Annotated in this window: 19 protein-coding genes, 1 tRNA gene and 1 pseudogene; 12 read left to right on the forward strand and 9 right to left on the reverse strand. The window is 64.3% G+C overall.

Annotated features, from left to right (window positions below):
* Positions 1-159 precede the first annotated feature (159 nt).
* Positions 160-402, forward strand: coding sequence for a sulfurtransferase TusA (gene tusA / locus RR51_RS16465; RefSeq protein WP_003248727.1), 243 nt, complete (start codon positions 160-162; stop codon positions 400-402).
* A gap of 60 nt (positions 403-462) precedes the next feature.
* Positions 463-1,605, forward strand: a complete 1,143-nt coding sequence (gene pdxB, locus RR51_RS16470; protein ID WP_039614117.1) for a 4-phosphoerythronate dehydrogenase PdxB — start codon at positions 463-465, stop codon at positions 1,603-1,605.
* Between the two features lie 176 nt (positions 1,606-1,781).
* Here pdxB and RR51_RS31255 read toward each other — a convergent pair whose 3' ends face one another.
* A complete protein-coding gene (locus RR51_RS31255) occupies positions 1,782-1,955 on the reverse strand; it encodes a PA1571 family protein (RefSeq protein WP_170978823.1) in 174 nt (57 codons plus the stop codon).
* A 212-nt stretch (positions 1,956-2,167) separates the two neighbouring features.
* Here RR51_RS31255 and RR51_RS16475 point away from each other — a divergent pair, with 212 nt between their 5' ends.
* The 4 genes and pseudogenes from RR51_RS16475 (at position 2,168) to mqo (ending at position 7,507) form a co-directional block, all read left to right on the forward strand.
* Positions 2,168-3,931 (forward strand): ABC transporter transmembrane domain-containing protein, encoded by a 1,764-nt coding sequence (locus RR51_RS16475; RefSeq protein WP_039614176.1) that lies wholly within the window; start codon positions 2,168-2,170, stop codon positions 3,929-3,931.
* Positions 3,932-4,696: 765 nt separating this feature from the next.
* Positions 4,697-4,807: pseudogene (locus RR51_RS31955) on the forward strand (hypothetical protein); the annotation flags it as partial.
* 228 nt (positions 4,808-5,035) lie between these two features.
* Entirely contained in the window at positions 5,036-5,740 is a 705-nt protein-coding gene (locus RR51_RS31960) for a methyl-accepting chemotaxis protein (RefSeq protein WP_371053073.1), read from the forward strand.
* Positions 5,741-5,932: 192 nt separating this feature from the next.
* Positions 5,933-7,507: a malate dehydrogenase (quinone) gene (mqo, locus tag RR51_RS16485; protein WP_039614119.1), complete on the forward strand. Its 1,575-nt coding sequence runs from the start codon at positions 5,933-5,935 to the stop codon at positions 7,505-7,507.
* A 139-nt stretch (positions 7,508-7,646) separates the two neighbouring features.
* Here the strand turns inward: mqo and RR51_RS16490 are convergent.
* Both RR51_RS16490 and RR51_RS16495 read right to left on the reverse strand, forming a co-directional pair.
* Positions 7,647-7,723, reverse strand: a tRNA-Pro gene (locus tag RR51_RS16490).
* An 80-nt stretch (positions 7,724-7,803) separates the two neighbouring features.
* Positions 7,804-8,025, reverse strand: coding sequence for a YgdI/YgdR family lipoprotein (locus tag RR51_RS16495; protein WP_013971697.1), 222 nt, complete (start codon positions 8,023-8,025; stop codon positions 7,804-7,806).
* A 188-nt stretch (positions 8,026-8,213) separates the two neighbouring features.
* On the opposite strand from RR51_RS16495, the gene moaB reads away from it, so the two are divergent.
* Complete coding sequence (gene moaB / locus RR51_RS16500; protein WP_013971698.1) at positions 8,214-8,753, forward strand: molybdenum cofactor biosynthesis protein B; 540 nt, start codon at positions 8,214-8,216, stop codon at positions 8,751-8,753.
* 22 nt (positions 8,754-8,775) lie between these two features.
* Entirely contained in the window at positions 8,776-9,963 is a 1,188-nt protein-coding gene (locus RR51_RS16505; RefSeq protein ID WP_052261074.1) for a molybdopterin molybdotransferase MoeA, read from the forward strand.
* Here RR51_RS16505 and RR51_RS16510 read toward each other — a convergent pair.
* Positions 9,952-11,199, reverse strand: coding sequence for a glycosyltransferase family 4 protein (locus RR51_RS16510; protein ID WP_039614121.1), 1,248 nt, complete (start codon positions 11,197-11,199; stop codon positions 9,952-9,954). The two genes, RR51_RS16505 and RR51_RS16510, sit on opposite strands and share 12 nt — an antisense overlap.
* 405 nt (positions 11,200-11,604) lie before the next feature.
* On the opposite strand from RR51_RS16510, the gene yegS reads away from it, so the two are divergent.
* A complete protein-coding gene (gene yegS, locus RR51_RS16515; RefSeq protein WP_039614122.1) occupies positions 11,605-12,492 on the forward strand; it encodes a lipid kinase YegS in 888 nt (295 codons plus the stop codon).
* On the opposite strand, the gene RR51_RS16520 is transcribed toward yegS, so the two are convergent.
* The 3 genes from RR51_RS16520 to RR51_RS16535 form a co-directional block, all read right to left on the reverse strand.
* Positions 12,476-13,135 carry a response regulator gene (locus RR51_RS16520; protein ID WP_039614123.1) on the reverse strand — a complete coding sequence of 220 codons (660 nt, stop codon included), beginning with the start codon at positions 13,133-13,135 and terminating at the stop codon, positions 12,476-12,478. The two genes, yegS and RR51_RS16520, sit on opposite strands and share 17 nt — an antisense overlap.
* Positions 13,125-14,021: a sensor histidine kinase gene (locus tag RR51_RS16525; RefSeq protein ID WP_039614124.1), complete on the reverse strand. Its 897-nt coding sequence runs from the start codon at positions 14,019-14,021 to the stop codon at positions 13,125-13,127. Before RR51_RS16525 ends, RR51_RS16520 begins: the two co-directional genes overlap by 11 nt.
* 375 nt (positions 14,022-14,396) lie before the next feature.
* Complete coding sequence (locus tag RR51_RS16535) at positions 14,397-14,906, reverse strand: hypothetical protein (RefSeq protein WP_039614126.1); 510 nt, start codon at positions 14,904-14,906, stop codon at positions 14,397-14,399.
* A gap of 350 nt (positions 14,907-15,256) precedes the next feature.
* Between RR51_RS16535 and RR51_RS16540 the strand changes: the two genes are divergently transcribed.
* Both RR51_RS16540 and RR51_RS16545 read left to right on the forward strand, forming a co-directional pair.
* Positions 15,257-16,192: a chemotaxis protein CheV gene (locus RR51_RS16540; RefSeq protein WP_015269524.1), complete on the forward strand. Its 936-nt coding sequence runs from the start codon at positions 15,257-15,259 to the stop codon at positions 16,190-16,192.
* A gap of 56 nt (positions 16,193-16,248) precedes the next feature.
* Positions 16,249-17,052, forward strand: a complete 804-nt coding sequence (locus RR51_RS16545) for an MOSC domain-containing protein (protein WP_039614127.1) — start codon at positions 16,249-16,251, stop codon at positions 17,050-17,052.
* Positions 17,053-17,181: 129 nt separating this feature from the next.
* Here RR51_RS16545 and RR51_RS16550 read toward each other — a convergent pair whose 3' ends face one another.
* Complete coding sequence (locus RR51_RS16550; protein ID WP_015269526.1) at positions 17,182-19,107, reverse strand: transglycosylase SLT domain-containing protein; 1,926 nt, start codon at positions 19,105-19,107, stop codon at positions 17,182-17,184.
* A gap of 221 nt (positions 19,108-19,328) precedes the next feature.
* Between RR51_RS16550 and RR51_RS16555 the strand changes: the two genes are divergently transcribed.
* The gene (locus RR51_RS16555; RefSeq protein ID WP_024086579.1) at positions 19,329-21,257 is read left to right on the forward strand and encodes an ATP-binding cassette domain-containing protein; all 1,929 of its coding nucleotides are present in this window, start codon (positions 19,329-19,331) and stop codon (positions 21,255-21,257) included.
* A gap of 125 nt (positions 21,258-21,382) precedes the next feature.
* Here the strand turns inward: RR51_RS16555 and RR51_RS16560 are convergent, their stop codons facing one another.
* Entirely contained in the window at positions 21,383-21,823 is a 441-nt protein-coding gene (locus RR51_RS16560) for a universal stress protein (RefSeq protein ID WP_013971709.1), read from the reverse strand.
* Positions 21,824-21,922: the final 99 nt, after the last annotated feature.

Here is a 21,922-nt window from a genome sequence, read left to right on the forward strand (position 1 = left end):
CCTCCCTCCGCAAGACCTCTGCTCGGCCTCCTGAAGTCGCGAAGATCAAGATCAAGATCAAGATCAAGATCAAGAGCAAGAGCAGGGCTTGTCTTCACAGGCGGTGCTTGGACCACGTCGCGCGATGCGCGACAATAGCGATCATTTGCGGAGTCCCCCATGACCGATTTCACCCCTGACGCCATCCTCGACGCCACCGGCCTGAACTGCCCGGAACCGGTAATGATGCTGCACCAGCACGTGCGCAACCTGGCCGCTGGCGGCCTGCTCAAGGTCATCGCCACCGACCCCTCGACCCGCCGCGATATCCCCAAGTTCTGCAACTTCCTCGGCCACGAACTGCTGCAGCAGCAGGAAGACGCCGGTACCTTCCTGTACTGGATCCGCAAGAAAGCCGACTGAACCGCTCTGGAACACGCCCGGCGTTGCGCCTACACTGCGTTCCCCAGACAGGAGAGCGCCATGCTGATAGTTGCCGACGAGAACATCCCGCTGCTCGATGCCTTCTTCCAGGGTTTCGGCGAAATCCGCCGTTACCCCGGCCGAAGCCTCGATGCCGCCAGCGTAAGGGACGCCGAGATTCTACTGGTGCGCTCGGTGACCAAGGTCGACCGCCAGTTGCTCGAAGGCAGCCGCGTGCGCTTCGTCGGCACCTGCACCATCGGCACCGACCACCTCGACCTGAACTACTTTGCCGAAGCCGGCATCCACTGGAGCAGCGCACCGGGCTGCAATGCCCGCGGCGTGGTCGATTACGTGCTGGGCTGCCTGCTGACCCTGGCAGAACTGGATGGCGTCGCACTGCCCGAGCGCGTGTATGGCGTGGTGGGCGCGGGTGAGGTGGGTGGCCGCCTGGTGCGGGTGCTGCACGGCCTGGGCTGGAAGGTACTGGTATGCGACCCGCTGCGCCAGGCCGCCGAGGGCGGTGACTACGTCAGCCTCGAGACCATCCTGCAACAGTGCGATGTCATCAGCCTGCACACCCCCTTGCAGCGTGGCGGCGAGCACCCGACCTGGCACCTTCTGGGCCAGGCGCAGCTGGCGCAGTTGCGCCCCGGTGCCTGGCTGGTCAACGCCAGCCGTGGCCCTGTAGTGGACAACGCCGCCCTGCGCGAATTGCTGCTGGACCGCGAAGACCTGCATGCGGTGCTGGATGTGTGGGAGGGTGAGCCGCAGGTCGACCTGCAACTGGCCGACCTGTGCACATTGGCTTCGCCGCACATTGCCGGCTACAGCCTCGACGGCCGCCAGCGTGGTACGGCGCAGATCTACCAGGCGCTGTGCCGCTTCCTCGGTGTGGATGAACAGGTGCAACTGGCCGACCTGCTGCCCCGGCCGCCGCTGGCGCAGATCGAACTGGATGCCAGCACCGACCCGGCCTGGGCCTTGGCCACCCTTTGCCGCGCAGTGTACGACCCACGCCGCGACGATGCCGATTTCCGCCGCAGCCTCAGCGACGACCCGCAGCAGCAGCGTGCAGCGTTCGACCAGTTGCGCAAGCAGTACCCGCCACGGCGCGAGATCGAGGGGCTGGCGGTGCGCTTGCGCGGGGAGTCGCCGCAGTTGGCGCAGCTGGTCAGTGCCTTGGGTGGGGTGTTGGTCTGACAGCCTTTTGAAAGCTGTGCCGGCCTCTTCGCGGGTAAACCCGCTCCCACAGGTAGCCCGCTGACCTCAAGGCTTGTGTTGTCCCTGTGGGAGCGGGTTTACCCGCGAAAGGGCCGGTACAGGATTCAGGCAAATAAAAACCCGGCGCAAGCGCCGGGTTGCAAGGAATTCGCCGATCAACCTTTACGTACGCGCTCTACCCGGCTTTCTTCCAGGGCCTTGCAGGCCTTCTGGATCATCTGCTCGGTGATCGGTACTTCGCGCCCCTGGGCATCGATGATCGAACCGCACACCTGCGGCTGAGGGGTAGTCCGGGGCTTCTGGTTGTCGCTGCCATGCTGCAAGCTCATGTATTGTCTCCTCATCAGGTTCAAGCGCAGGTTAACCCTGTGCCGTGACTGGCCTGTGACAGTACCTGCAGGGTCACGGCAGGCACAGTCCAACAGAAACGGCAGTAAAGCTCCATAGCCTGGTTAGACCGATAGGCTATAGCAACCCTGCAAGGGTTCCACAGGCGCGGATGAGTGGTAGGCTGCGGTTTCCCACCATTGTGGTCAGCGCCATGCCCGAATCGGTTTCCCCACGTCAACGCCGCGCCTTGCGCCTGGGTTGGCAGTTTGTCCGTCCTTACCGTCGCCAGGTGCTGCTGGCCTTGCTGGCCCTGGTAGTCACCGCCGCCATCACCCTGTCCATGGGCCAGGGCATCCGCCTGCTGGTGGACCAGGGCTTCATGACCCGCTCCGCGCATCAGCTCAACCAGACCATCGGCCTGTTCCTGCTGCTGGTGTTGGCCCTGGCGGTGGGTACCTTCAGCCGCTTCTACCTGGTGTCGTGGATCGGCGAGCGCTGCGTGGCCGATATCCGTCGAGCCGTATTCGACCACCTGATCGGCTTGCATCCCGGGTTTTTCGAAGACAACCGCAGCTCCGAGATCCAGTCGCGCCTGACCGCCGACACCACCTTGCTGCAATCGGTAATCGGCTCTTCGCTGTCGATGTTCCTGCGCAACGCGCTGATGGTCATCGGTGGTGTGGTGTTGCTGTTTATCACCAATCCCAAGCTCACCAGCATCGTGGTGGTGGCCCTGCCGCTGGTGCTGGCGCCGATTCTGCTGTTTGGCCGCCGGGTACGCAGCCTGTCGCGGCAGAGCCAGGACCGGGTGGCCGATGTGGGCAGCTATGTGGCCGAGACCCTCGGGCAGATCAAGACCGTGCAGGCCTACAACCACCAGGCGCATGACCGCCAGCTGTTCGCCGGCACGGTCGAAGCGGCGTTTGCCGTGGCCCGGCAGCGGATTGCCCAACGTGCCTGGCTTATCACCCTGGTGATCGTGCTGGTACTGGGAGCGGTAGGGGTGATGTTGTGGGTTGGCGGCATGGACGTGATCGCCGGGCGCATTTCCGCCGGCGAACTGGCCGCCTTCGTGTTCTACAGCCTGATCGTAGGCAGCGCTTTCGGCACCCTCAGCGAGGTGATCGGCGAGTTGCAAAGGGCGGCGGGCGCCGCCGAGCGCATTGCCGAACTGTTGGCGGCGCGCAGTGCAATCCTGCCGCCCGCCGTGGCGCAGGTGCTGCCGCAGCAGCGGGCCAGTGGGCGTATCGAACTGCAGCAGTTGGTGTTCGCCTACCCGTCACGGCCCTCGGTGGCGGCTGTCGATGGCCTGAGCCTGACCATCGAGCCGGGGCAGACCGTGGCACTGGTGGGCCCGTCGGGGGCGGGCAAGTCGACCTTGTTCGATTTGTTGCTGCGCTTCTACGACCCCCAGCAGGGGTGCATCCTTCTCGATGGCAAGGCGATCACCGAACTTGACCCCGATCACCTGCGCCAGCAGTTCGCCCTGGTGGCACAGAACCCCTCGCTGTTTCGCGGCACGGTCGAGGCCAACATCCGCTATGGCCGGCCCGAGGCGACCCTGGCCGAGGTCGAGGCAGCCGCCCGGGGTGCCCATGCCGACGCATTCATCCGGCAATTGCCGCAGGGCTACCAGACGCCGCTGGGCGAGGGCGGCATCGGCTTGTCCGGCGGGCAGCGGCAGCGCCTGGCCATTGCCCGTGCGTTGCTGGTCGATGCGCCGATCCTGTTGCTGGACGAAGCCACCAGCGCACTCGACGCACAAAGCGAACACCTGATCCAGCAGGCGCTGCCCAGCCTGATGGCCGGGCGCACCACACTGGTGATCGCCCATCGTCTGGCTACAGTCCAGCATGCCGACCGTATCGCGGTCATCGACAAGGGCCGGCTGGTGGCGGTGGGGACGCATCGCCAGTTGATCGAAGAGAGCCCGCTTTATGCGCGGCTGGCGGCCTTGCAGTTCAACACGGGGTAGCTTGCAGTGGCCTTGTAACATTTCTGTAGTATTTGCCTGAGAGTATCTAGCTCAACTGTTGCGTAAGTGCTCGACCTGGCTGCCATTGCTTGATGGCAGCCTTTTTTTGGCCTGCCCGCAATCGGGCTGCGTTGCGCCTTGTTGCCAGCTTGCGCGGCCCTCCGGTCTTCCTCCTGCTTTCCGAGATCCAAGATGTTGCGTAAATCCCTCAGAGTGCAAATTCTCTCCCTGCTCGGCGGCAGTCTGGTGGCGATGTTGCTGATCGCCCTGGTGTGCTTCCAGTTCCTTTCGTCCAGCGTGCGCGGCTATGCCGAGTTGGTCGATGGGCCGCTGCGGGCCTCGCAATTGATCGACGAAGCCAACCTGCAGTTCAAGATCCAGGTGCAGGAATGGAAGAATGTGCTGTTGCGCGGGCGCCAGCCGACTGACATGGACAAGTACTGGCAGCAGTTCCAGGCTCGCGAGCAGCAGGTGCAGCAACTGCTCGGGCAATTGATCGACAGCAGCGACGCCAGGCTCAAGGCGCCGCTGCAGCAACTGCGTGACAGCCACCGGCAGTTGGGCCAGGCCTATGCGCAGGGTCGCCAGGCATTCCTGGCGGCGGGCGGCGACCCGGTGGCCGGCGACCAGGCGGTCAAGGGCGTGGACCGCGCCGTCAGCGAGCAGATGAGCGAACTGGTCGAGCAACTGCGTGCCGAAGCCCGTCAGCACGCCGCCAGCCTGAGTGCCGGTGCCGAGCGCACGGTATGGCTGGGTCTGCTGGTGATGCTGGCTTCGGCCGTGTTGGTGGGGCTGCTCAGCCTGTGGCTGGTCAACCGCAGCCTGATCGAACCGATCCGCCAGTTGATCGAGTATGTCGCGCAGCTGAGCCAGGGCCGCTTTGCCGCCCGGGTAGACAGCCGCCGTGAGGACGAACTGGGCCGCCTGGCGCGGGCCGCCAACACCCTGCGCGATTTCCTCGCCGACACGGTCGGCCGGCTGCAGGACAACGCCCAGGAACTGGAAGGGGCCAGCGGCCAGCTGCGCAGCATCGCCGGCGACATGGCCCGTGGTACCCACGACCAGTTTCAGCGCACCGACCAGGTGGCCACGGCCATGCACGAGATGTCCGCCACCGCCCAGGAAGTCGCCCGCCACGCCGCCGAGGCCGCCCGCGCGGCGGACGATGCCGACCACAGTGCCCAGGCGGGCGAGCAGGTGATGCAGCAGACCATCGACATCATCGGCGCGGTCAACCGCGAAATTGCCGGCACGGCGGCGGTGATTCGCGACCTTGAGCATGACAGCGCGCGCATTGGCAAAGTCCTTGAAGTGATCCGCGGCATTGCCGAGCAGACCAACCTGCTGGCGCTCAACGCGGCCATCGAAGCGGCCCGTGCCGGCGAGGCCGGGCGAGGTTTTGCGGTCGTCGCCGATGAAGTGCGCAGCCTGGCCCAGCGCACGGCGGCGTCGATCGCCGAGATCCACCAGATCATCGAGGCGGTGCAGTCGGGGGCGGTGGAGGCGGTCAAGGCCATCGAAAGCGGCCAGCAGCGCAGCGAGGAGGGTGCCGAGCAGGTGCAGCAGGCCGGGCAGATGCTGCAGCGCATCACCCTGGCAGTGGAAGCGATCCGCGACATGAACCGGCAGATCGCCACGGCGGCCGAAGAGCAGACCAGCGTGGCCGAGGACATCTCCTGCAACCTGATCGAAATCACCCGCATCGCCACGGCCAACCAGCAGGCGGTGCAGCATACCGAACAGGCGGGGCAGCGCCTGCATGGGTTGTCGGGGCAGCTGGGTGAAGTCACCTCCCGCCTCAGCGCCTGACGCGGCTCTTGTGGGAGCGGCGCCAGGTTGGCTACTGGGGAAACCCGCCACTTCCACTGCTTCATTCCATGCTCTCTGGCGGATTGCCGCCATCTACCCCGTCGCCCGCCCCCTGTATTCACTGCTCCAGTCCCAGTTGGCACGTTCCCTGCTCAAGGCGGCGCGCGTGTATACAACAACTGGATAACATCAATGAAGAAATTCCTGCTGACGTTCCTCTGCCTGGGCGTCATCGGCTGCTCCAAACCCGCGGAACCGGAAAAGACCGTCGACGTGCTGCTGATCGGCGGTGGCATCATGAGTGCCAGCCTGGGTACCTACCTCACCGAGCTGGAGCCCTCCTGGAAGATCGACGTCTACGAGCGCCTGGACCAGGTGGCCGAAGAAAGCTCCAATGCCTGGAACAACGCCGGCACCGGTCACTCCGCGTTCTGCGAGTTGAACTACACCAGTGTGGGCAAGGACGGCAATATCGATATCAGCAAGGCCGTGGGGGTCAACGAGCAGTTCGAGGTTTCCAAGCAGTTCTGGGCCTACCAGGTCGAGCAGGGCGTGCTGAGCAACCCGAAGTCGTTCATCAACAACGTGCCGCACATGAGTTTTGTCTGGGGTGACGACAACGTCGCCTTCCTGCACAAGCGCGTCGACGCCCTGCAGCACAGCTCGCTGTTCCGCGGCATGGAAATCTCCGAAGACCACGAGCAGATCCGCAAGTGGGCGCCGTTGGTGATGGAGGGCCGGGACCCGGGGCAGAAGGTCGCCGCCACGCGCATGGCCATCGGTACCGACGTGAACTTTGGCGAAATCACCCGCCAGTTGTTCGCGGCGATGACCCGCAACCCCAATGTGTCGCTGAACCTGCGCCATGAGGTGCGTGACATCGTGCGCAACGACGACGGCACCTGGCATGTGCGGGTGGCCGATCTGGCCAACGGCGGCGAGGAAAAGGCCGTCAACGCCCGCTTCGTGTTCATCGGTGCCGGTGGTGGCGCGCTGAAGCTGCTGCAGAAGTCGGGCATCCCTGAAGCCGAAGGCTATGCCGGCTTCCCGGTCGGTGGTCAGTTCCTGATGACCGACAACCCCGACCTGGTCGCCCGCCACCAGGCCAAGCTGTACGGCAAGGCCTCGGTTGGCGCGCCGCCGATGTCGGTACCGCACCTGGACACGCGGATGATCGATGGCAAGCAGGTGCTGCTGTTCGGCCCGTTCGCCACCTTCTCCACCAAGTACCTCAAGCACGGCTCGCTGCTGGACATGTTCGCCTCGCTGAACAGCCACAACGTGCTGCCGATGGTCAATGCCGGTATCGACAACATCGACCTCAGCACCTACCTGATGGGGCAGCTGATGCTCAGTTTCGATGACCGCATGAACGCGCTGCGCGAGTACTTCCCCAACGCCAAGAACGAAGACTGGAAGCTGCTGCAGGCCGGCCAGCGGGTGCAGGTGATCAAGAAGGACCCGGTCCTGGGCGGTGTGCTGCAGTTCGGTACTGAAGTGGTGGCGGCGCAGGACGGCAGCATCGCTGCGTTGCTGGGAGCTTCGCCGGGGGCCTCGACAGCGGCGCCGATCATGCTGACCGTGCTGGAAAAGACCTTCAAGGACCGTATCCAGTCGCCAGCCTGGCAGGCCAGGCTCAAGGAAATCGTGCCGAGCTATGGGCAAAAGCTGAACAACAACCTGGCGCTGACCAACCAGACCCGGGCATGGAGCAGCGAGCGCCTGCAGTTGCTGTATGTGCCGGTGGAGGCCGAGGTGTCGCACTGACCTGCACAAATTGCTGGGGGCTGCCTTGCAGCCCTTTCGCGACACAAGGCCGCGCCCGCAAGGGGGGGCGCGCTGGGGCCGGGCAACTTTTCAACGCACAACAAAAAGCCCGCACAAGGCGGGCTTTTTGATGAGGATTTGGTCGGAGAGACAGGATTCGAACCTGCGGCCTTCTCGTCCCGAACGAGACGCGCTACCTGGCTGCGCTACACTCCGATGAAGGAAATCCTACTGCATACTTTTTTTGCACGCAAGCCCTTGTTGTTAAAAGGGCCTTTGCAAAAAACAGGCTGCGATCAGAGCTCTTTGACGGTGCGGATCTGGTCCTTGTTCAGGCGCGTGCGCTTGCCGTCCAGCTGCTCGAATTCGTAGAAGCCCGAGTCTTCATCGTACTTCGGTGTGTCGGTGGCCTGGATTTCGCGACCGTCGTTCAGGGTAATGACGGTTGGCGATGCGCAGCCAGCGAGCGCGCCCAGGCCCAGGGCGAGCAGGAAGGCGGGTAGGGTCCGTTGAATCATCGTGTTTCTCCAGTGCGATGGTGCTAGATGACATTAAGACGCAGGGCGTCCACGCAAGTTCCGTCTACAGTGCAGCATAGCGGCAAACCTGTGGCATTGATCGAGGGCAAGGGCCACGGGCGTCAAGCTGTGATGGGCGCGTGCTGTGTTATAACTGCGGCCATCCCATCTTCTTGTGACGGACCCCCATGAAAGCCAAGGCAGATACCCCCTTCGTGCCGCTGAACATCGCCGTGCTCACAGTCAGCGACACCCGCACCTTCGACACCGATACCTCCGGCCAGATGTTCGTCGACCGCCTGAGCGCGGCTGGCCATCGCCTGGCCGAGCGCGTGCTGCTGAAAGACGACCTGTACAAGATTCGCGCCCAGGTCGCCACCTGGATTGCCGATGACAGCGTGCAGGTGGTGCTGATCACCGGCGGCACCGGCTTTACCGGCCGCGACAGCACGCCCGAGGCCGTGGCCTGCCTGCTGGACAAGCAGGTAGAAGGCTTTGGTGAGCTGTTCCGGCAGATTTCCGTGGCTGACATCGGCACCTCCACCGTTCAGTCGCGCGCCCTGGCCGGGCTGGCCAACGGTACCCTGGTGTGCTGCCTGCCGGGTTCGACCAACGCGGTGCGCACCGGTTGGGACGGTATCCTCGCCGAGCAGCTGGATGCCCGCCATCGCCCGTGCAACTTCGTGCCGCATCTGAAGCAGGCAGCGGCCTGCGACAGCCGTGGCTGAGGTTACCCAGGCCCGGCCGCTGATGCCGGTAGAGCAGGCCTTGGAGCAGTTGCTGGCATTGGCCGAAGCGGCACCGATCCGTGACACCGAGAACCTGCCACTGGCCGAGGCCGAAGGCCGTGTGCTGGCCACCCACCTGGTGGCCTCGCTCGACCTGCCGCCTTGGCCGAACAGCGCCATGGACGGTTACGCCCTGCGCCTGGCCGACTGGCAGGGCGAACCGCTGCCGGTCAGCCAGCGGATTTTCGCCGGCCATGCGCCGCAGCCGCTGCAGCCGGGTACCTGCGCACGCATCTTCACCGGGGCGCCGCTGCCCGAAGGTGCCGACTGCGTCGAAATGCAGGAAAACACCGAAGTGGCGGAGGATGGGCGGGTACGCTTTCTCGAAGTGCTGAAGACCGGGCAGAACATTCGTCCCCAGGGCCAGGAAACCCGCAAGGGCGAACAGGTGATGAGCGCCGGCACCCGGCTGGGGCCGATCGAGCTGGGCCTGGCCGCGACCTTGGGCCACGGCCGGCTGGATGTGGTGCGCAAGGTGCGGGTGGCGGTGTTGTCCACCGGTGACGAACTGGTCGAACCTGGCCTGCCGCTGGGGCCGGGGCAGATCTACAACAGTAACCGCCGACTGCTGGTCAGCTGGTTGCAGCGGCTGGGCTGCGAGGTGGTCGATGCGGGCATCCTGCCGGATGACCTGGCACGCACCCGCACCAGCCTGGCCGAACTGGGCGATGTCGACCTGATCCTGTCCACCGGCGGTGTCTCGGTGGGTGAGGCCGACTACCTCGGTGCCGCCCTGCGCGAAGCCGGCGAGCTGGCTTTGTGGAAGCTGGCGATCAAACCGGGCAAGCCGCTGACCTTCGGCCACTTCCAGGGCGTGCCGGTAATCGGCCTGCCGGGTAACCCGGCCTCGACCCTGGTTACCTTCGGCCTGCTCACCCGGCCGTACTTGTTGCGGCGTCAGGGCGTGACCGATGTCACGCCGTTGCGCTTTGACATGCCGGCCGGCTTTGACTGGCCCAAGGCCGGCACGCGCCGCGAGTACCTGCGCGCCCGCATCGAGCAAGGCCAAGTGCGTATCTACAAGAACCAGAGTTCGGGCGTACTGCGCAGTGCGGCCTGGGCCGAGGGGCTGGTAGAAGTGCGTGAAGGCAGTACACCGAAGCAGGGTGACAGCGTGCCCTTCATTCCCTTCAGCGAACTACTTGGCTGAACGGCCCAGCCAGGCACTGGCCAGCGGCGCGGCCTCGACCGGTGCCGCCAGGGCCAGGCGCATGTGCACGTTCTCCAGTTGCTGGGCGGCCACGCTCCAGTCGTGGCGCTGGCGGGCAAACTGGCGCCCGGCGTCGCTCAACTGGCTCATGCGCCAGGGCTGGTTGAGCAACTGGGTGATCAGCAGCGCCAACTGGTCGCCATCCTCACTGCCCAAGTAGTGCTCACCGTTGTTCGCGGCCAGGCCTGAAACGCCCTTGCCGGTGGTGATTACCGGCAAGCCGGCGGCCATCGCTTCGAGGATTTTCACCTTGGAGCCACCGGCATAGCGCAGCGGTGCGAAGAACAGTGCCGAACGCCGCTGCAGTTCACGCAGGTCGGGGCGGTAGCCGAACCATTCGATGCGTGGGTCGTTCCAGTGCAGTTTCCAGCTCGCCGGCATGGCATGCCCGGCAATCGCCAGGCGTACCGCCGGGTTGCTCATCCATACCTGCGGCATGATGTCTTCCAGCGCCCATTCGATGGCCTCCAGGTTGGCGCCATATTCGAAGTTGCCAACAAACAGCAGGCGCTGGCTGTGCAGCGCCGGTTGCACGTGCTGGTAGAAATCACAGTCCACGCCATTGACCACCACGTTCACCGGGCGCCCGCTGATTTGCGTTATCAGCTCGGCATCGTGGGCGCTGACTGCCACCAGTTCGGTGGGTTGGTGCAATACCCGCTGTTCCCAGCGTCGATAACGCCAGCGGTCGAAGGCGTTGAGCGGGCGCAGCCACAGCGGCAGGCGATCGTGGTTGGCGCCCCCCATCACTGATTCCAGGGTGTGCTCGCTGAGCATGTACGGCAGCCCGCGTGCTTGCAGGGCTTTTTCGAAGGGCTGGAAACTGTAGCTGTGCTCGATCTGGATCACGTCCCAGGGCTCGTCCAGCAATTGCTCGAAGCGGTGCCGCAGGCAAGGGGCCAGACCATTGATAATTGCGCGCATGGGGTAAGCGATGATCGGCGAGGCCAGCAGGTTGAGCGGGCTGTGCAGAGGGCGGCGGGGCAGCACGATCAGGCGCTCGAGCAGCGGTTCCAGGGCCTCGCGGGCGGCATCGTCGAGGGGGATCTTCGATTGCACCAGCAGGGTAATCCGGTGGCCCCGCTGTGCCAGTGCGCGTATCAGGTGGTATTGCCGGGTCTTGCTGCCGCTGGTGGTCGGCCAAGGCAGGTACGGCAGTGTCCAGAGAATGCGCATGACCCGAAATCCTCGCTAAAGGCTGCGGATAGCAAGACGCGCCCTTGGGCAGCAGTGGTAGAACCACTGCCGGGGCGCGTCCATGGCAAGAAAGTGTATCTGCTGAGCATAGCCGTGCATTGCCAGGCGTGTGGGAAAAGACCGGCCAACGCTTGTCGGTTGACGTCCGGCCCACACGGTCAATTTTGTGGGAGCGGCCTTGTGTCGCGATAGGGGCGCGAAGCGGCCCCACATTTTCAGCTTCGCTGCGGAGATTGCCGGGGCCGCTCTGCGGCCCTATCGCGACACAAGGCCGCTCCCACAAAAATTGATCGCGCTGGCCTGCTATTTTTGGGAGCGCATGCAACGATCCGCGATTGCGGAGGGTCGAGATCTGGGTTGATCACTTCACGGAGGCGCACAAACATGCGAGCGGGCAAGGCAATGCTGATCCTGCATGGCAAGCAGGCGATGAATGAAGACTTGCGCAGCGCCGTGCATGATCTGCGCGACAGCGGCTGGGTGCTGGATGTGCGGGTCACCTGGGAGGCCGGTGACGCCCAGCGCCTGGTCACCGAGGCGCTGGCCGCCGGCTACGACCACATCGTCGCCGGAGGTGGGGATGGCACGCTGCGTGATGTCGCCGAGGCCATGGGGCTGGCAGGTACCCAGGCCAGCCTGGCGTTGTTGCCGCTGGGCACGGCCAACGATTTTGCCAAGGCCGCCGGCATACCCCTGGAGCCTGCCACGGCCCTGGCCTTGCTGAACATACCCGCACGGCCGATAGACCTGGGCCAGGCTGGTGACCAGCTGTTCCTCAACATGGCCACGGGCGGTTTTGGCAGCCAGGTTACGGCCAATACCTCCGAAGACCTGAAGAAAGTACTGGGTGCGGCCGCCTACCTGTTCACCGGGTTGTCGCGCTTCAGCGAACTGCAGGCAGCCTCGGTAGAGCTGCAAGGGCCAGGCTTCGACTGGCAGGGTGACCTGCTGGCGCTGGGGATCGGCAATGGCCGCCAGGCCGGGGGTGGGCAAATGCTGTGCCCCGAGGCCCTGGTGGACGACGGCTTGCTCGATATCGCCATCCTGCCGGCACCACAGGAGATGGTTGGGGCGCTGCGTGAGCTGTTGGCTGGCAACGGGTTGTTAGTCAGGGCCAGGTTGCCCTGGGTGGAGATCAAGTGCTCGCAGGGGCTGGACATCAATCTCGATGGCGAGCCAGTGCAGGCCGAAAAGTTACGCTTCCAGGCCAAGCCCGCTGCACTGCGGCTACACCTGCCGGAGGGGTCTCCGTTGCTCAGTCGTCCAGGCTGATGATTTTCTCGCGCACGGCGAACAGCACCAGGCCGGCCACGTCATGGATTTGCAGGCGTTTCATGACCTGCGAGCGGTGGGTTTCCACGGTCTTGATCGACAGGCCCAGGCCGGTGGCGATTTCCCGGGTGGACTTGCCACGCACGATCAGGCGCAGGATCTCCAGCTGTCGCGCCGTGAGATTATGCCGCTCGCCAGCTGGTTGCTTGCCCTGCCTGGTGTGCTGCAGCGCCTGGTTGATGACCGTATGGGCGACGGCTGGGCTGAGGTAGCGCTCGCCGTTGCGCACCGCGGCCAGGGCCTGTTCCAGCTCGGTGGCGCTGGTGTCCTTGAGCAGGTAGCCGTGGGCGCCACTCTCCAGTGCCCGCATGATCAGGTCCGGGTCGGTGTGCATCGACAGGATCAACACCTTGCAGGTGCTGCCGCTGGCGCGCAGTTGGGTGAGGGCGTCCAGGCCGCTGGTCGAGCGCATGGAGATGTCCAGCAAGACGATGTCCGGCGTCAGCGTGCGCACCTGTTCGAGCAACTGGCTGCCGTCGTCGGCTTCACCGATCACGTCATAGCCGGGAATGTCGCACACCAGTGCGCGCACACCAGCGCGAATCAGCGAGTGGTCGTCTACCAGCAGCAGTCTACAGGTCATGGGTTGCGGTGCTCCTGGCGCGTTGCTGGGTGCGCGGTGGCCATGGGAACATCGCCTCGATGTGCGTGCCCAGGCCGAGCTGGCTGGTGATGTCCAGGCTGCCCTGCAACGCGGTTACCCGCTCCTGCATACCGGCCAAGCCCCGCTGGCCTGCTTCGGCCGGTTGCCTGGCGGGCACGAAGCCGCGGCCATCGTCTTGGATCGACAACGCCAACCCCTCGGGGGTGCGCTGCAGGCGGATGACCAGATTGCGTGCCTGGGCGTGGCGCAGCATGTTGGTCACGGCTTCCTGGGTAATGCGGAACACGGCCATGGCCACGGCCTCGTCGATGCCCCCCAGGCGCTGGTTGCATGCCAGGCTCCAGTGAACGTCGCTGTTGCCCAGGGTGCGCACCAGGTGTGCGCGCAGGCTGGCTTCCAGGCCCAGGCTGGCCAACTGCCGCGGGTTGAGCAGGGCGGAGACATCGCGCACGTTGCCCAAGGTGTCATCCAGCGTGCTGCGCAGGGCGTCGCAGTGGCCTTGCAGCTCGTCGGGCATGCGCTTCTGCAGCCACTGCAGCTGAAGCTTGGCGGCGGTGAGCAACTGGCCGATGTCGTCATGCAGTTCCCGGCTCAGGTGCTGGCGCTCGCCTTCCTGGACTTTGAGCATGCGCTCGGCCAGTTCCGCCGGGCGCAGGCTGATCGACCTGGCACCCAGGGCCAGGTGCACGGTAGCGCCCAGAGTGGCGGCCAGTTGCAGCACCAGCAGGCTGGCCGGGATCACCTGATCGGCCAGGTACAGCAACAGGTTGGCGACCAGCGAGGCAATGCACAGCCCGACAGTCGCCCAGCGCAGCAGGGTAGTACGGGAGCAGCACAGCAAAGAAGTCTTCAAGCGTGGAAGCATAGGTAGGGAAGCCACTGAAGTATTGCTGATGGAGGCCTTGCACAATCCATGTCAGAGGCTTTGGAGCAGTACTTGCCGTTTTCTTTCAAACACGTGATCTTGCGACCTTGCTGCAGGCCACAAGCGTTTGTGGGGGCGCATATTACCACTTCGCAGTGCATCGGTCGCGGTCGGCTAACGCCATGAAACGCCGATGGGGCGGGCGCGGGAGGGTGGCAAAGTGCCGCTTTGCTTGATCGCGCAACATGCACTTGCCATCGAACTTGTGCACCGTTGATTCAACTTGGCCCCCCGCAACCTGAAAAACCTCGAGAATTTTCCAGGTTCGGCCAGGATGGGCTTGAATAAACGTGCCCGACTGCATTTTGCGCCAGTTCAATAGGTGGCAGATGAGCGGCCGGAGTGCGTGCTGCCCGCCGTCTCGGAATGCGGGTGAATGCACACGCTGCCTTGCTCGTCGCAGGGTGTGCAAGGTTGTGCAAACGTTTGCTGCACGGCCTTGGCCAGTTCACCCAGCAGCACCAACTGCTCGCCGATGTCCAGGTTGAGCCGTCCGGTGCAAGGGTCTACCAGTTCCAGCTGCCAGGCCAGCAAGGTCAGGCAGGCCCCTACCGCGGGCAGGGCTTCGCGCTGCAGGCAACCGACCTGGCAGGCCGGTGCCAGCAATTGCTGCAGGGCGGTGGTGTAATGGGCGACTTCGCGCAGGCCCAGATGTGCGGCCTGTCGAGCGAGGTTGTCGAGGGCATTTTCCAGGCAGTGGCAAGCATCCGGGTCGTTGTCGATCAGTTCCAGATGCTGCAGGCATTCCTGAGCCTGGGTCAGCAGTACCTGCGCATCCAGCAGGAACCCCTGCAGGGCGTTATCGAACGACAAGGCGCTGTCCATCATGATGTCCCCGCGCGTGGGGCTGGCACAGGGGACGGGCACGCCAAAACGATAGCTAGCAAAAGCCTGACTCCATTCATGCAATGAGAATGGCGTCACATTAATGGCTAAAGGATATCGCGAACATCAGGTCGCACCCGATTGTAGCTAAGGGTTTCCCTGATAAGGGCCTCAGATGGGGAACTTTTGCTGTCCCGCTGAATCACCCGCGCTTCCCGCAGTAAAGCATGATGGTAAAGTGATATCAATTGCCTTCACGGCATTTTCCCGCAAGGGTCAAGGTGTGCGTGAAGCCGCCGATACAGGGTGGATGATTTCACTTTTTCCGACTCAAGCCTGGGGGCTTTCCAATGGCTGGCATTCTCGACACAGTAGACCAACGCACGCAACTGGTGGGTGAGAACCGCCTGGAAATCCTGATGTTTCGCCTGGCCGGCCGCCAGTTGTTCGCGATCAACGTGTTCAAGGTGCAGGAAGTGCTGCAGCTGCCCAAGTTGACCCTGATGCCCCAGCGCCACGCTTTCGTCTGCGGTGTGGTCAACCTGCGCGGCCAGACCCTGCCGGTGATCGACCTGTCCCAGGCGATCGGCATGCGCCCGCTGCAGCCGGGGCCGGACAGCACCATCATCGTCACCGAATACAACCGCTCGGTGCAGGCTTTCCTGGTGGGCGGTGTCGACCGTATCGTCAACATGAACTGGGAGGCGATCATGCCGCCGCCGTCCAGCGCCGGGCGCCAGCATTACCTGACGGCCATCACCAAGGTCGATGACAAGCTGGTGGAAGTGATCGACGTGGAGAAGGTGCTGGCCGAGATCGTGCCCTACAACGCCCGGGTTTCCGGCGACAAACTCGCCGACCCGGTGCTGGCCCGGGCCCGCGGCCGCGAAGTGCTGCTGGTGGACGATTCCAGCGTGGCCCTGGCGCAATTGCGCGACACCCTGTCCCAGCTGGGCGTGAAGCTGCACGTGGCCAGTGATGGCCTGAAGGCGCTGCGCATGCTCAAGGGCTGGGCCGACGCTGGTGAGGATGTGTGCGAGAAGCTGCTGATGGTGTTCACCGACGCCGAGATGCCGGAAATGGATGGCTACCGGTTGACCACCGAGATCCGTGGCGATGCCCGTTTGCGCCAGCTGTACGTGGTGTTGCACACCTCGCTGTCGGGTAGTTTCAACGAATCCATGGTGAAGAAGGTGGGCTGCGACAACTTCCTGTCCAAGTTCCAGCCCGATCGCCTGGTCGACGTGGTCAAGCAACGCCTGTTGCTGGATGCCGCTACCGCGTGATCCCGCCCCCTGCGGGGTATAAGCTTGGCGTTTTGGCATGACGCGAGGCGGCAGGGATGTTTCTCAGTGAGCTGTATCGGTACCCGGTGAAGTCCGGGCAGGCGCAACGCCTGCAGGCTTCAGCGGTTGGGTTGCTGGGGTTGCAGGGTGACCGGCGCTGGATGGTGGTGGAGGAAGAAAATGGACGCTTCCTTACCCAGCGCGCCTGGCCTCATCTAGGCCAGATCAAGGCAAGTGATGATGACAGCGGCCAGTTGCTGCTGGAATCACCTGGGCAAACTCCCTTGCGGGTACCTGTGCCACCTGCCGATGACGCCCTGCGCGGCGTGAGCATCTGGCGCGATACCCTGCGCGTGCCGGATGCGGGCGATGCGGCGGCAGCCTGGCTGAGCCAGCTGCTGGGCAAGGCCGTGCGCCTGGTGCATTGCCCGGAGCAGCGCGCGCGTTACTTGCCCAATGGCTATGGCTTCAACAGTGACCGGGCGGCGTTCCCCGACGGTTTCCCGTTGTTGCTGATCAACCAGGGATCGCTGGAAGAACTCGACCGCCGTATCGGCCGGCCCATGGAGGTGCTTCGCTTTCGGCCCAACCTGGTGGTGCAGGGGGCCGAACCGTTTGCCGAAGATGGGTGGAAGCGGATCCGTATCGGCAGCCTGGAATTTCGCGTGCTCAAGCCCAGTGTGCGCTGCATCTTTACCACCATCGACCCGGCTACCGGCGAGCGTACCGAGGACCGCGAGCCGATGGCCACGCTCAGGACCTTCCGTGAGAAGGAGGGGGATGTGCTGTTCGGGCAGAACCTGGCGGTGGATGGCAGTGGGCGGTTGGAGGTAGGGATGAAGGTCGAAATCCTGGAGTAGCTGTGTTGCCTGTGCCGGCCTCTTCGCGGGTAAACCCGCTCCCACAGATACTGCACCGCATTCAGGACCGGTGAAATATCTGTGGGAGCGGGTTTACCCGCGAAGAGGCCGGCGCAGGCTCACCAGTAATCACATGTCATCGAAGTACCGCTCATGCCAATCCACCAGCGGCTGCGGCGAGTTCAGCTTCTGCCCGTAGATCACCGAATACGACAGTACGTTCTGCACATACTGGCGCGTTTCGTCGAACGGGATCGACTCCACCCACACATCGAAGCTCAGGTGCTTGGCGCCTTTGAGCCACTGTCGCACGCGCCCCGGCCCGGCATTGTAGGCTGCCGAAGCGAGTACCCGGTTGCCGTTGAACTGGCTGTGCACCTGGCTCAGGTAGGCCGCACCCAGCTGGATGTTCTTGTCCGGGTTGAGCACCTGCGCCGGTGATGCCAGCGGGATACTGAACTTGCGCGCGGTTTCCTTGGCCGTGGCCGGCATCAACTGCATCAGGCCGCTGGCACCGACCGGGGAACGGGCATCCTCCATGAACGCGCTTTCCTGGCGGGTAATGGCGAATACCCAGCTTGAATGCAGGCCGCGGACCTTGGCCTCGCGCACCAGGGTGTCGCGGTGGGCCATCGGGAAGCGGATGTCCAGGTCGTCCCAGTACTGCGCCTGGCTGATGGTGCGAATGGCCGGGAAGTACCAGCGCAGGTCGTAGCCCAGGCGCGCCTGGGCGACCATTTCGTCGCGGCTGAAGTGGCGGCTGACGTGGTACCACTCGCGGCGACCTTCGACGATCTGGCCACGGGCGTGGAACTCCAGGGCACGGCGGATGCCCGGGGTGTTGCGGACTTTGTTGACCAGCTGTGGGCTGAGCACCAGCGGCTTGTTGTTCAGCTGGTAAGGGGTTTGTGCCCGGTCGGCAGCGAGGAAACCGTAGAAGTCACGCTCGCGCGCCACGGTCTTGTACAGCAGCGGGATCTGTGGGTTGTTCGGCTGTGCCAGCTCCAGGCTGCGCGCCTGCCAGTACTTCCAGCGGCTGCTGTTGGCCAGGTCCTGGGGCAGGCGGCGGGTCAGCTCGTAGGCGTCTTCCCAGCGGCCCAGGCGCAGCAGCAGGCGCAGGCGCCATTCGCTGACGGTGTTGTCACGCAGCTCGGGGTCGTAACGGGTCATCAGGTCGAGCGCGCGCGGGTCGTAGCGGCGCGCCAGGGTCAGGCCGATTTCGCGGGCGATGGCCACCTTCTCGTCGCGTGAAAAGTGCATACGCTGGGCGTAGTCGTCGAGCAGCGCCATGGCCCGCTCCGGGTCCTGTCGGGCAAGGCGGCGCAGGCCGAGGCTGACCACGTCGGACATGGCTTCGTTGGCCGGGGTGAAGCGCGACGGCTGGTTGAGCAGCTCGGGTTTCTGCGCCACATCTACCAGCAGGCGCCCCTGCGGCGCGAGGGTGGTCAGGGTCTTGACCAGGTTGTTGGCCAGGCCGTAGTTGCGCGCCTGGGCCGCCAGCTTGGTGCGTTGCCAGCGCTTGGCCTCGGTCAGTTGGCCCTCGGCCGCCCACATGCCGAACAGTGTGTCGCAGGTAGCCGGCTGCGACTTGCCGACGTTCCACAGTTTGTCGGCCGTGGCAAAACCCTCGGCGCGCAGGCCGTGGCTGAGCTGGTACTGGCCGTTGAGGCAGTCCAGTTCGGTGAAGTTGAGCTTGGGGTCGTAGTACTTGACGAAAGTGTTCCATTCGCCGCGTTCGGCCAGCCAGCGCAACCAGCGCAGTTTCATCCAGTTGGCCTGGGGCAGGTCGCCATGCTTGGCAAGGAAGCCTTCGATTTCCTGATTGCTCGCGGTTTTCAGGCGGGCGGTGAGTTCGTCGTAGGCCAGGTAGGGCGTCAGCGGGTAGTCGCTGAGGGCCTGGGCATAGCGCAGATAGGGGCCTTTGTCGCCTTTGGCCAGCGCGCGCTTGGCCTCGTCATAGTACTGGCGTTGCAGGGTAAGATCGGCGGCCTGCGCCGCGCAGGTGGCGGCGGTGAGCAGCAGGCAGGATGCAATATGTAACAGGCGGCTGCGCATGATACGTCCGGGCAGTTGAACCATGGGGAAGTGACGGCGGAGCCAGCACTGTTGGAAGCTATTGCCTTAGCTTAGCTGTTTGCCGGCGGCGGGTGAAAGCACTGTGCTTGTATCGGGATATTAAGTTCGACCAGATGTCGCAAAGCCCTTGCCGGATGGCCAGGCGGATGCCGTCGAGGGCCAAGTCAGGTAGAATGCGCGCCCGATTTATGGAGACCAACATGACCCTGCTCAAATTCAGCGATGTGTCCCTCGCATTCGGCGCCATGCCGCTGCTGGACAAAGTGTCCTGGCAGATCGCTCGTGGCGAGCGGGTGTGCATCATCGGCCGCAACGGCACCGGCAAGTCGAGCATGCTGCGCCTGGTCAAGGGCGAGCAGAAGGGCGACGACGGCGAAATCTGGCGTGCCCCGGGCCTGAAGATCGGCGAGCTGCCGCAGGAGCTGCCGGTGGCCGACGAGCGCACGGTGTTCGATGTGGTGGCCGCAGGCCTGGATGGTGTGGGCGATCTGCTGGCGCAGTTCCATCACCTGAGCCTGAACATCCAGGGTGATGAAGACCTGGAAAAACTCATGCACGTCCAGCACGAGCTGGAAGCCCGTGACGGCTGGCGCCTGCAGCAGGTGGTGGAAAGCACCCTCAGCCGCCTGCAGCTGCCGGCCGACAAGACCCTGGCCGAACTGTCCGGTGGCTGGCGCCGCCGCGTGCTGCTGGCCCAGGCGCTGGTGTCGGAGCCCGACCTGCTGCTGCTCGACGAGCCGACCAACCACCTGGACATCGGTGCCATCGCCTGGCTCGAAGAGGCCCTGCGCGGCTTCAATGGCGCGGTATTGTTCATCACCCACGACCGTTCGTTCCTGCAGAACCTGGCCACCCGCATCCTGGAACTGGACCGCGGCGGCCTGATCGACTGGAACGGCGACTATGCCAGCTTCCTGGTGCACAAGGAGGCCGCGCTGGCCGCCGAGGAAACCGCCAACGCGTTGTTCGACAAGCGTCTGGCCCAGGAAGAGGTATGGATTCGCCAGGGCATCAAGGCCCGCCGTACCCGCAACGAAGGCCGCGTACGCGCACTGAAGGCCCTGCGCGTGGAGCGCAGCGAGCGCCGCGAGCGCCAAGGCAAGGCCAATATCCAGATCGAGGCGGCGGAAAAGTCCGGCAAGCAGGTGATGGTGCTGGAAAACGTCAGCTTCCATCACCCGGAAGGGCCTGTGCTGGTCAAGGACTTCTCCATGGTTCTGCAGCGTGAGGACCGCATCGGCCTGCTGGGCGCGAATGGTACCGGCAAGACCACGTTGCTAAAGCTGATGCTCGGTGACCTGGAGCCGACCGCAGGCAAGGTCGAGCGCGGCACCAAGCTGGAAGTGGCCTATTTCGACCAGATGCGCCACCAGCTCGACCTGGAAAAGACCGTTATCGACAACCTGGCCGAAGGCCGGGACTTCATCGAGATCGACGGCCAGAACCGCCATGTGCTGAGCTACCTGGGCGATTTCCTGTTCAGCCCTCAGCGTGCCCGTACGCCGGTCAAGGCGCTCTCGGGTGGCGAGCGGGCACGGCTGTTGCTGGCCAAGCTGTTCAGCAAGCCGGCCAACCTGCTGGTGCTTGACGAGCCGACAAACGACCTGGACGTGGAAACCCTCGAGCTGCTCGAGGAGGTGCTGTCCAACTACAAGGGCACCGTGCTGATGGTCAGCCACGACCGGGCCTTCCTCGACAACGTCGTCACCAGCACCCTGGTGTTCGAAGGCGAGGGCAAGGTGCGTGAATACGTCGGTGGTTACGAGGACTGGATTCGCCAAGGGGGCTCACCGAAGCTGCTGGGCGTGACCGAGAGCAAGGGCGGCAAGTCCGAGCTCAACAGCGCGGTGGTGGAGAAGGTAGAGGCCAAGCCGGCGCCTGCGCAGGTTGCAGTGGTGGCTGATGGTTCGAAGAAGAAGCTCAGCTACAAGCTGCAACGTGAGCTGGAAATGCTGCCGGGGCAGATCGACGAGCTGGAGCAGCGCATGGCCGAGGCCCAGGAAGAAGTGAATGCGGCGGGCTTCTATCAGCGGCCGATTGCGGAAACGTCGGCAGTGCTGGCGAAGATCGAGAAGCTGCAGGGTGAGCTGGATGTGCTGGTGGAGCGCTGGGCCGAGCTGGAAGGCTGATCGGCGTTAGCCTGGCCCGGCCTCTTCGCGGGTGAACCCGCTCCCACAAGGACCGCACCGCTGTTGAGCGCGGTGCAGTACCTGTGGGAGCGGGTTCACCCGCGAAAGGGCCGGCACCGGTTGAATCATTCCTTCTTCTGCAAGCGCACCGCCAGTACATCGCAGGGCGCCCCATGCAGCACGTCATTGGCCGTGGACCCCAGCAGCAACGCCAGGCCATGACGGCCATGGCTGCCGACCACGATCAGGTCGCACTTCTGGTCCTTGGCCAGCTGGTGGATTTCCTGGCGCGGCTGGCCATAGGTCAGGTGCGAGTCGCCGCGGTGGATGTCCGGGTATTTGTTGAACAGGCGGTCCATGCGCTCCTTGGCCTGGTCGAACTGCTGCTGTTGCAGCTGCGACAGGTCCATCGGCACGTCGCCGCCGAACGCCATGGCCATCGGCTCGACGATGTGTACCAGCGAAACCTTGGCATTCGACGGCGCGGCCAGCGCCATGGCGCGCTTGATCACCGGGTCGCATTCTTCGGTCAGGTCGACGGCGACCAGAAGATGTTCGTAGGACATGAGCGGAACTCCTGACAATCGCGATAGAAGAAGTATGGTCGCTTTCGGGCGGGTCTTCCGTGAAAAATGGCTAACCAGCTCATTTGCAACGTTTTATGG

It is taken from the genome of Pseudomonas sp. C5pp (assembly GCF_000814065.1).
Lineage (GTDB): Bacteria > Pseudomonadota > Gammaproteobacteria > Pseudomonadales > Pseudomonadaceae > Aquipseudomonas > Aquipseudomonas asiatica.

What these genes read in the sequence shown, in the direction of transcription:
- tusA (WP_003248727.1), top strand. Translation starts at nt 160, where the DNA reads ATGACCGATTTCACCCCTGACGCCATCCTCGACGCCACCGGCCTGAAC.
- pdxB (WP_039614117.1), top strand. Translation starts at nt 463, where the DNA reads ATGCTGATAGTTGCCGACGAGAACATCCCGCTGCTCGATGCCTTCTTC.
- RR51_RS31255 (WP_170978823.1), bottom strand. Translation starts at nt 1,955, where the DNA reads ATGAGCTTGCAGCATGGCAGCGACAACCAGAAGCCCCGGACTACCCCT.
- RR51_RS16475 (WP_039614176.1), top strand. Translation starts at nt 2,168, where the DNA reads ATGCCCGAATCGGTTTCCCCACGTCAACGCCGCGCCTTGCGCCTGGGT.
- RR51_RS31960 (WP_371053073.1), top strand. Translation starts at nt 5,036, where the DNA reads ATGTCCGCCACCGCCCAGGAAGTCGCCCGCCACGCCGCCGAGGCCGCC.
- mqo (WP_039614119.1), top strand. Translation starts at nt 5,933, where the DNA reads ATGAAGAAATTCCTGCTGACGTTCCTCTGCCTGGGCGTCATCGGCTGC.
- RR51_RS16495 (WP_013971697.1), bottom strand. Translation starts at nt 8,025, where the DNA reads ATGATTCAACGGACCCTACCCGCCTTCCTGCTCGCCCTGGGCCTGGGC.
- moaB (WP_013971698.1), top strand. Translation starts at nt 8,214, where the DNA reads ATGAAAGCCAAGGCAGATACCCCCTTCGTGCCGCTGAACATCGCCGTG.
- RR51_RS16505 (WP_052261074.1), top strand. Translation starts at nt 8,776, where the DNA reads ATGCCGGTAGAGCAGGCCTTGGAGCAGTTGCTGGCATTGGCCGAAGCG.
- RR51_RS16510 (WP_039614121.1), bottom strand. Translation starts at nt 11,199, where the DNA reads ATGCGCATTCTCTGGACACTGCCGTACCTGCCTTGGCCGACCACCAGC.
- yegS (WP_039614122.1), top strand. Translation starts at nt 11,605, where the DNA reads ATGCGAGCGGGCAAGGCAATGCTGATCCTGCATGGCAAGCAGGCGATG.
- RR51_RS16520 (WP_039614123.1), bottom strand. Translation starts at nt 13,135, where the DNA reads ATGACCTGTAGACTGCTGCTGGTAGACGACCACTCGCTGATTCGCGCT.
- RR51_RS16525 (WP_039614124.1), bottom strand. Translation starts at nt 14,021, where the DNA reads ATGCTTCCACGCTTGAAGACTTCTTTGCTGTGCTGCTCCCGTACTACC.
- RR51_RS16535 (WP_039614126.1), bottom strand. Translation starts at nt 14,906, where the DNA reads ATGGACAGCGCCTTGTCGTTCGATAACGCCCTGCAGGGGTTCCTGCTG.
- RR51_RS16540 (WP_015269524.1), top strand. Translation starts at nt 15,257, where the DNA reads ATGGCTGGCATTCTCGACACAGTAGACCAACGCACGCAACTGGTGGGT.
- RR51_RS16545 (WP_039614127.1), top strand. Translation starts at nt 16,249, where the DNA reads ATGTTTCTCAGTGAGCTGTATCGGTACCCGGTGAAGTCCGGGCAGGCG.
- RR51_RS16550 (WP_015269526.1), bottom strand. Translation starts at nt 19,107, where the DNA reads ATGCGCAGCCGCCTGTTACATATTGCATCCTGCCTGCTGCTCACCGCC.
- RR51_RS16555 (WP_024086579.1), top strand. Translation starts at nt 19,329, where the DNA reads ATGACCCTGCTCAAATTCAGCGATGTGTCCCTCGCATTCGGCGCCATG.
- RR51_RS16560 (WP_013971709.1), bottom strand. Translation starts at nt 21,823, where the DNA reads ATGTCCTACGAACATCTTCTGGTCGCCGTCGACCTGACCGAAGAATGC.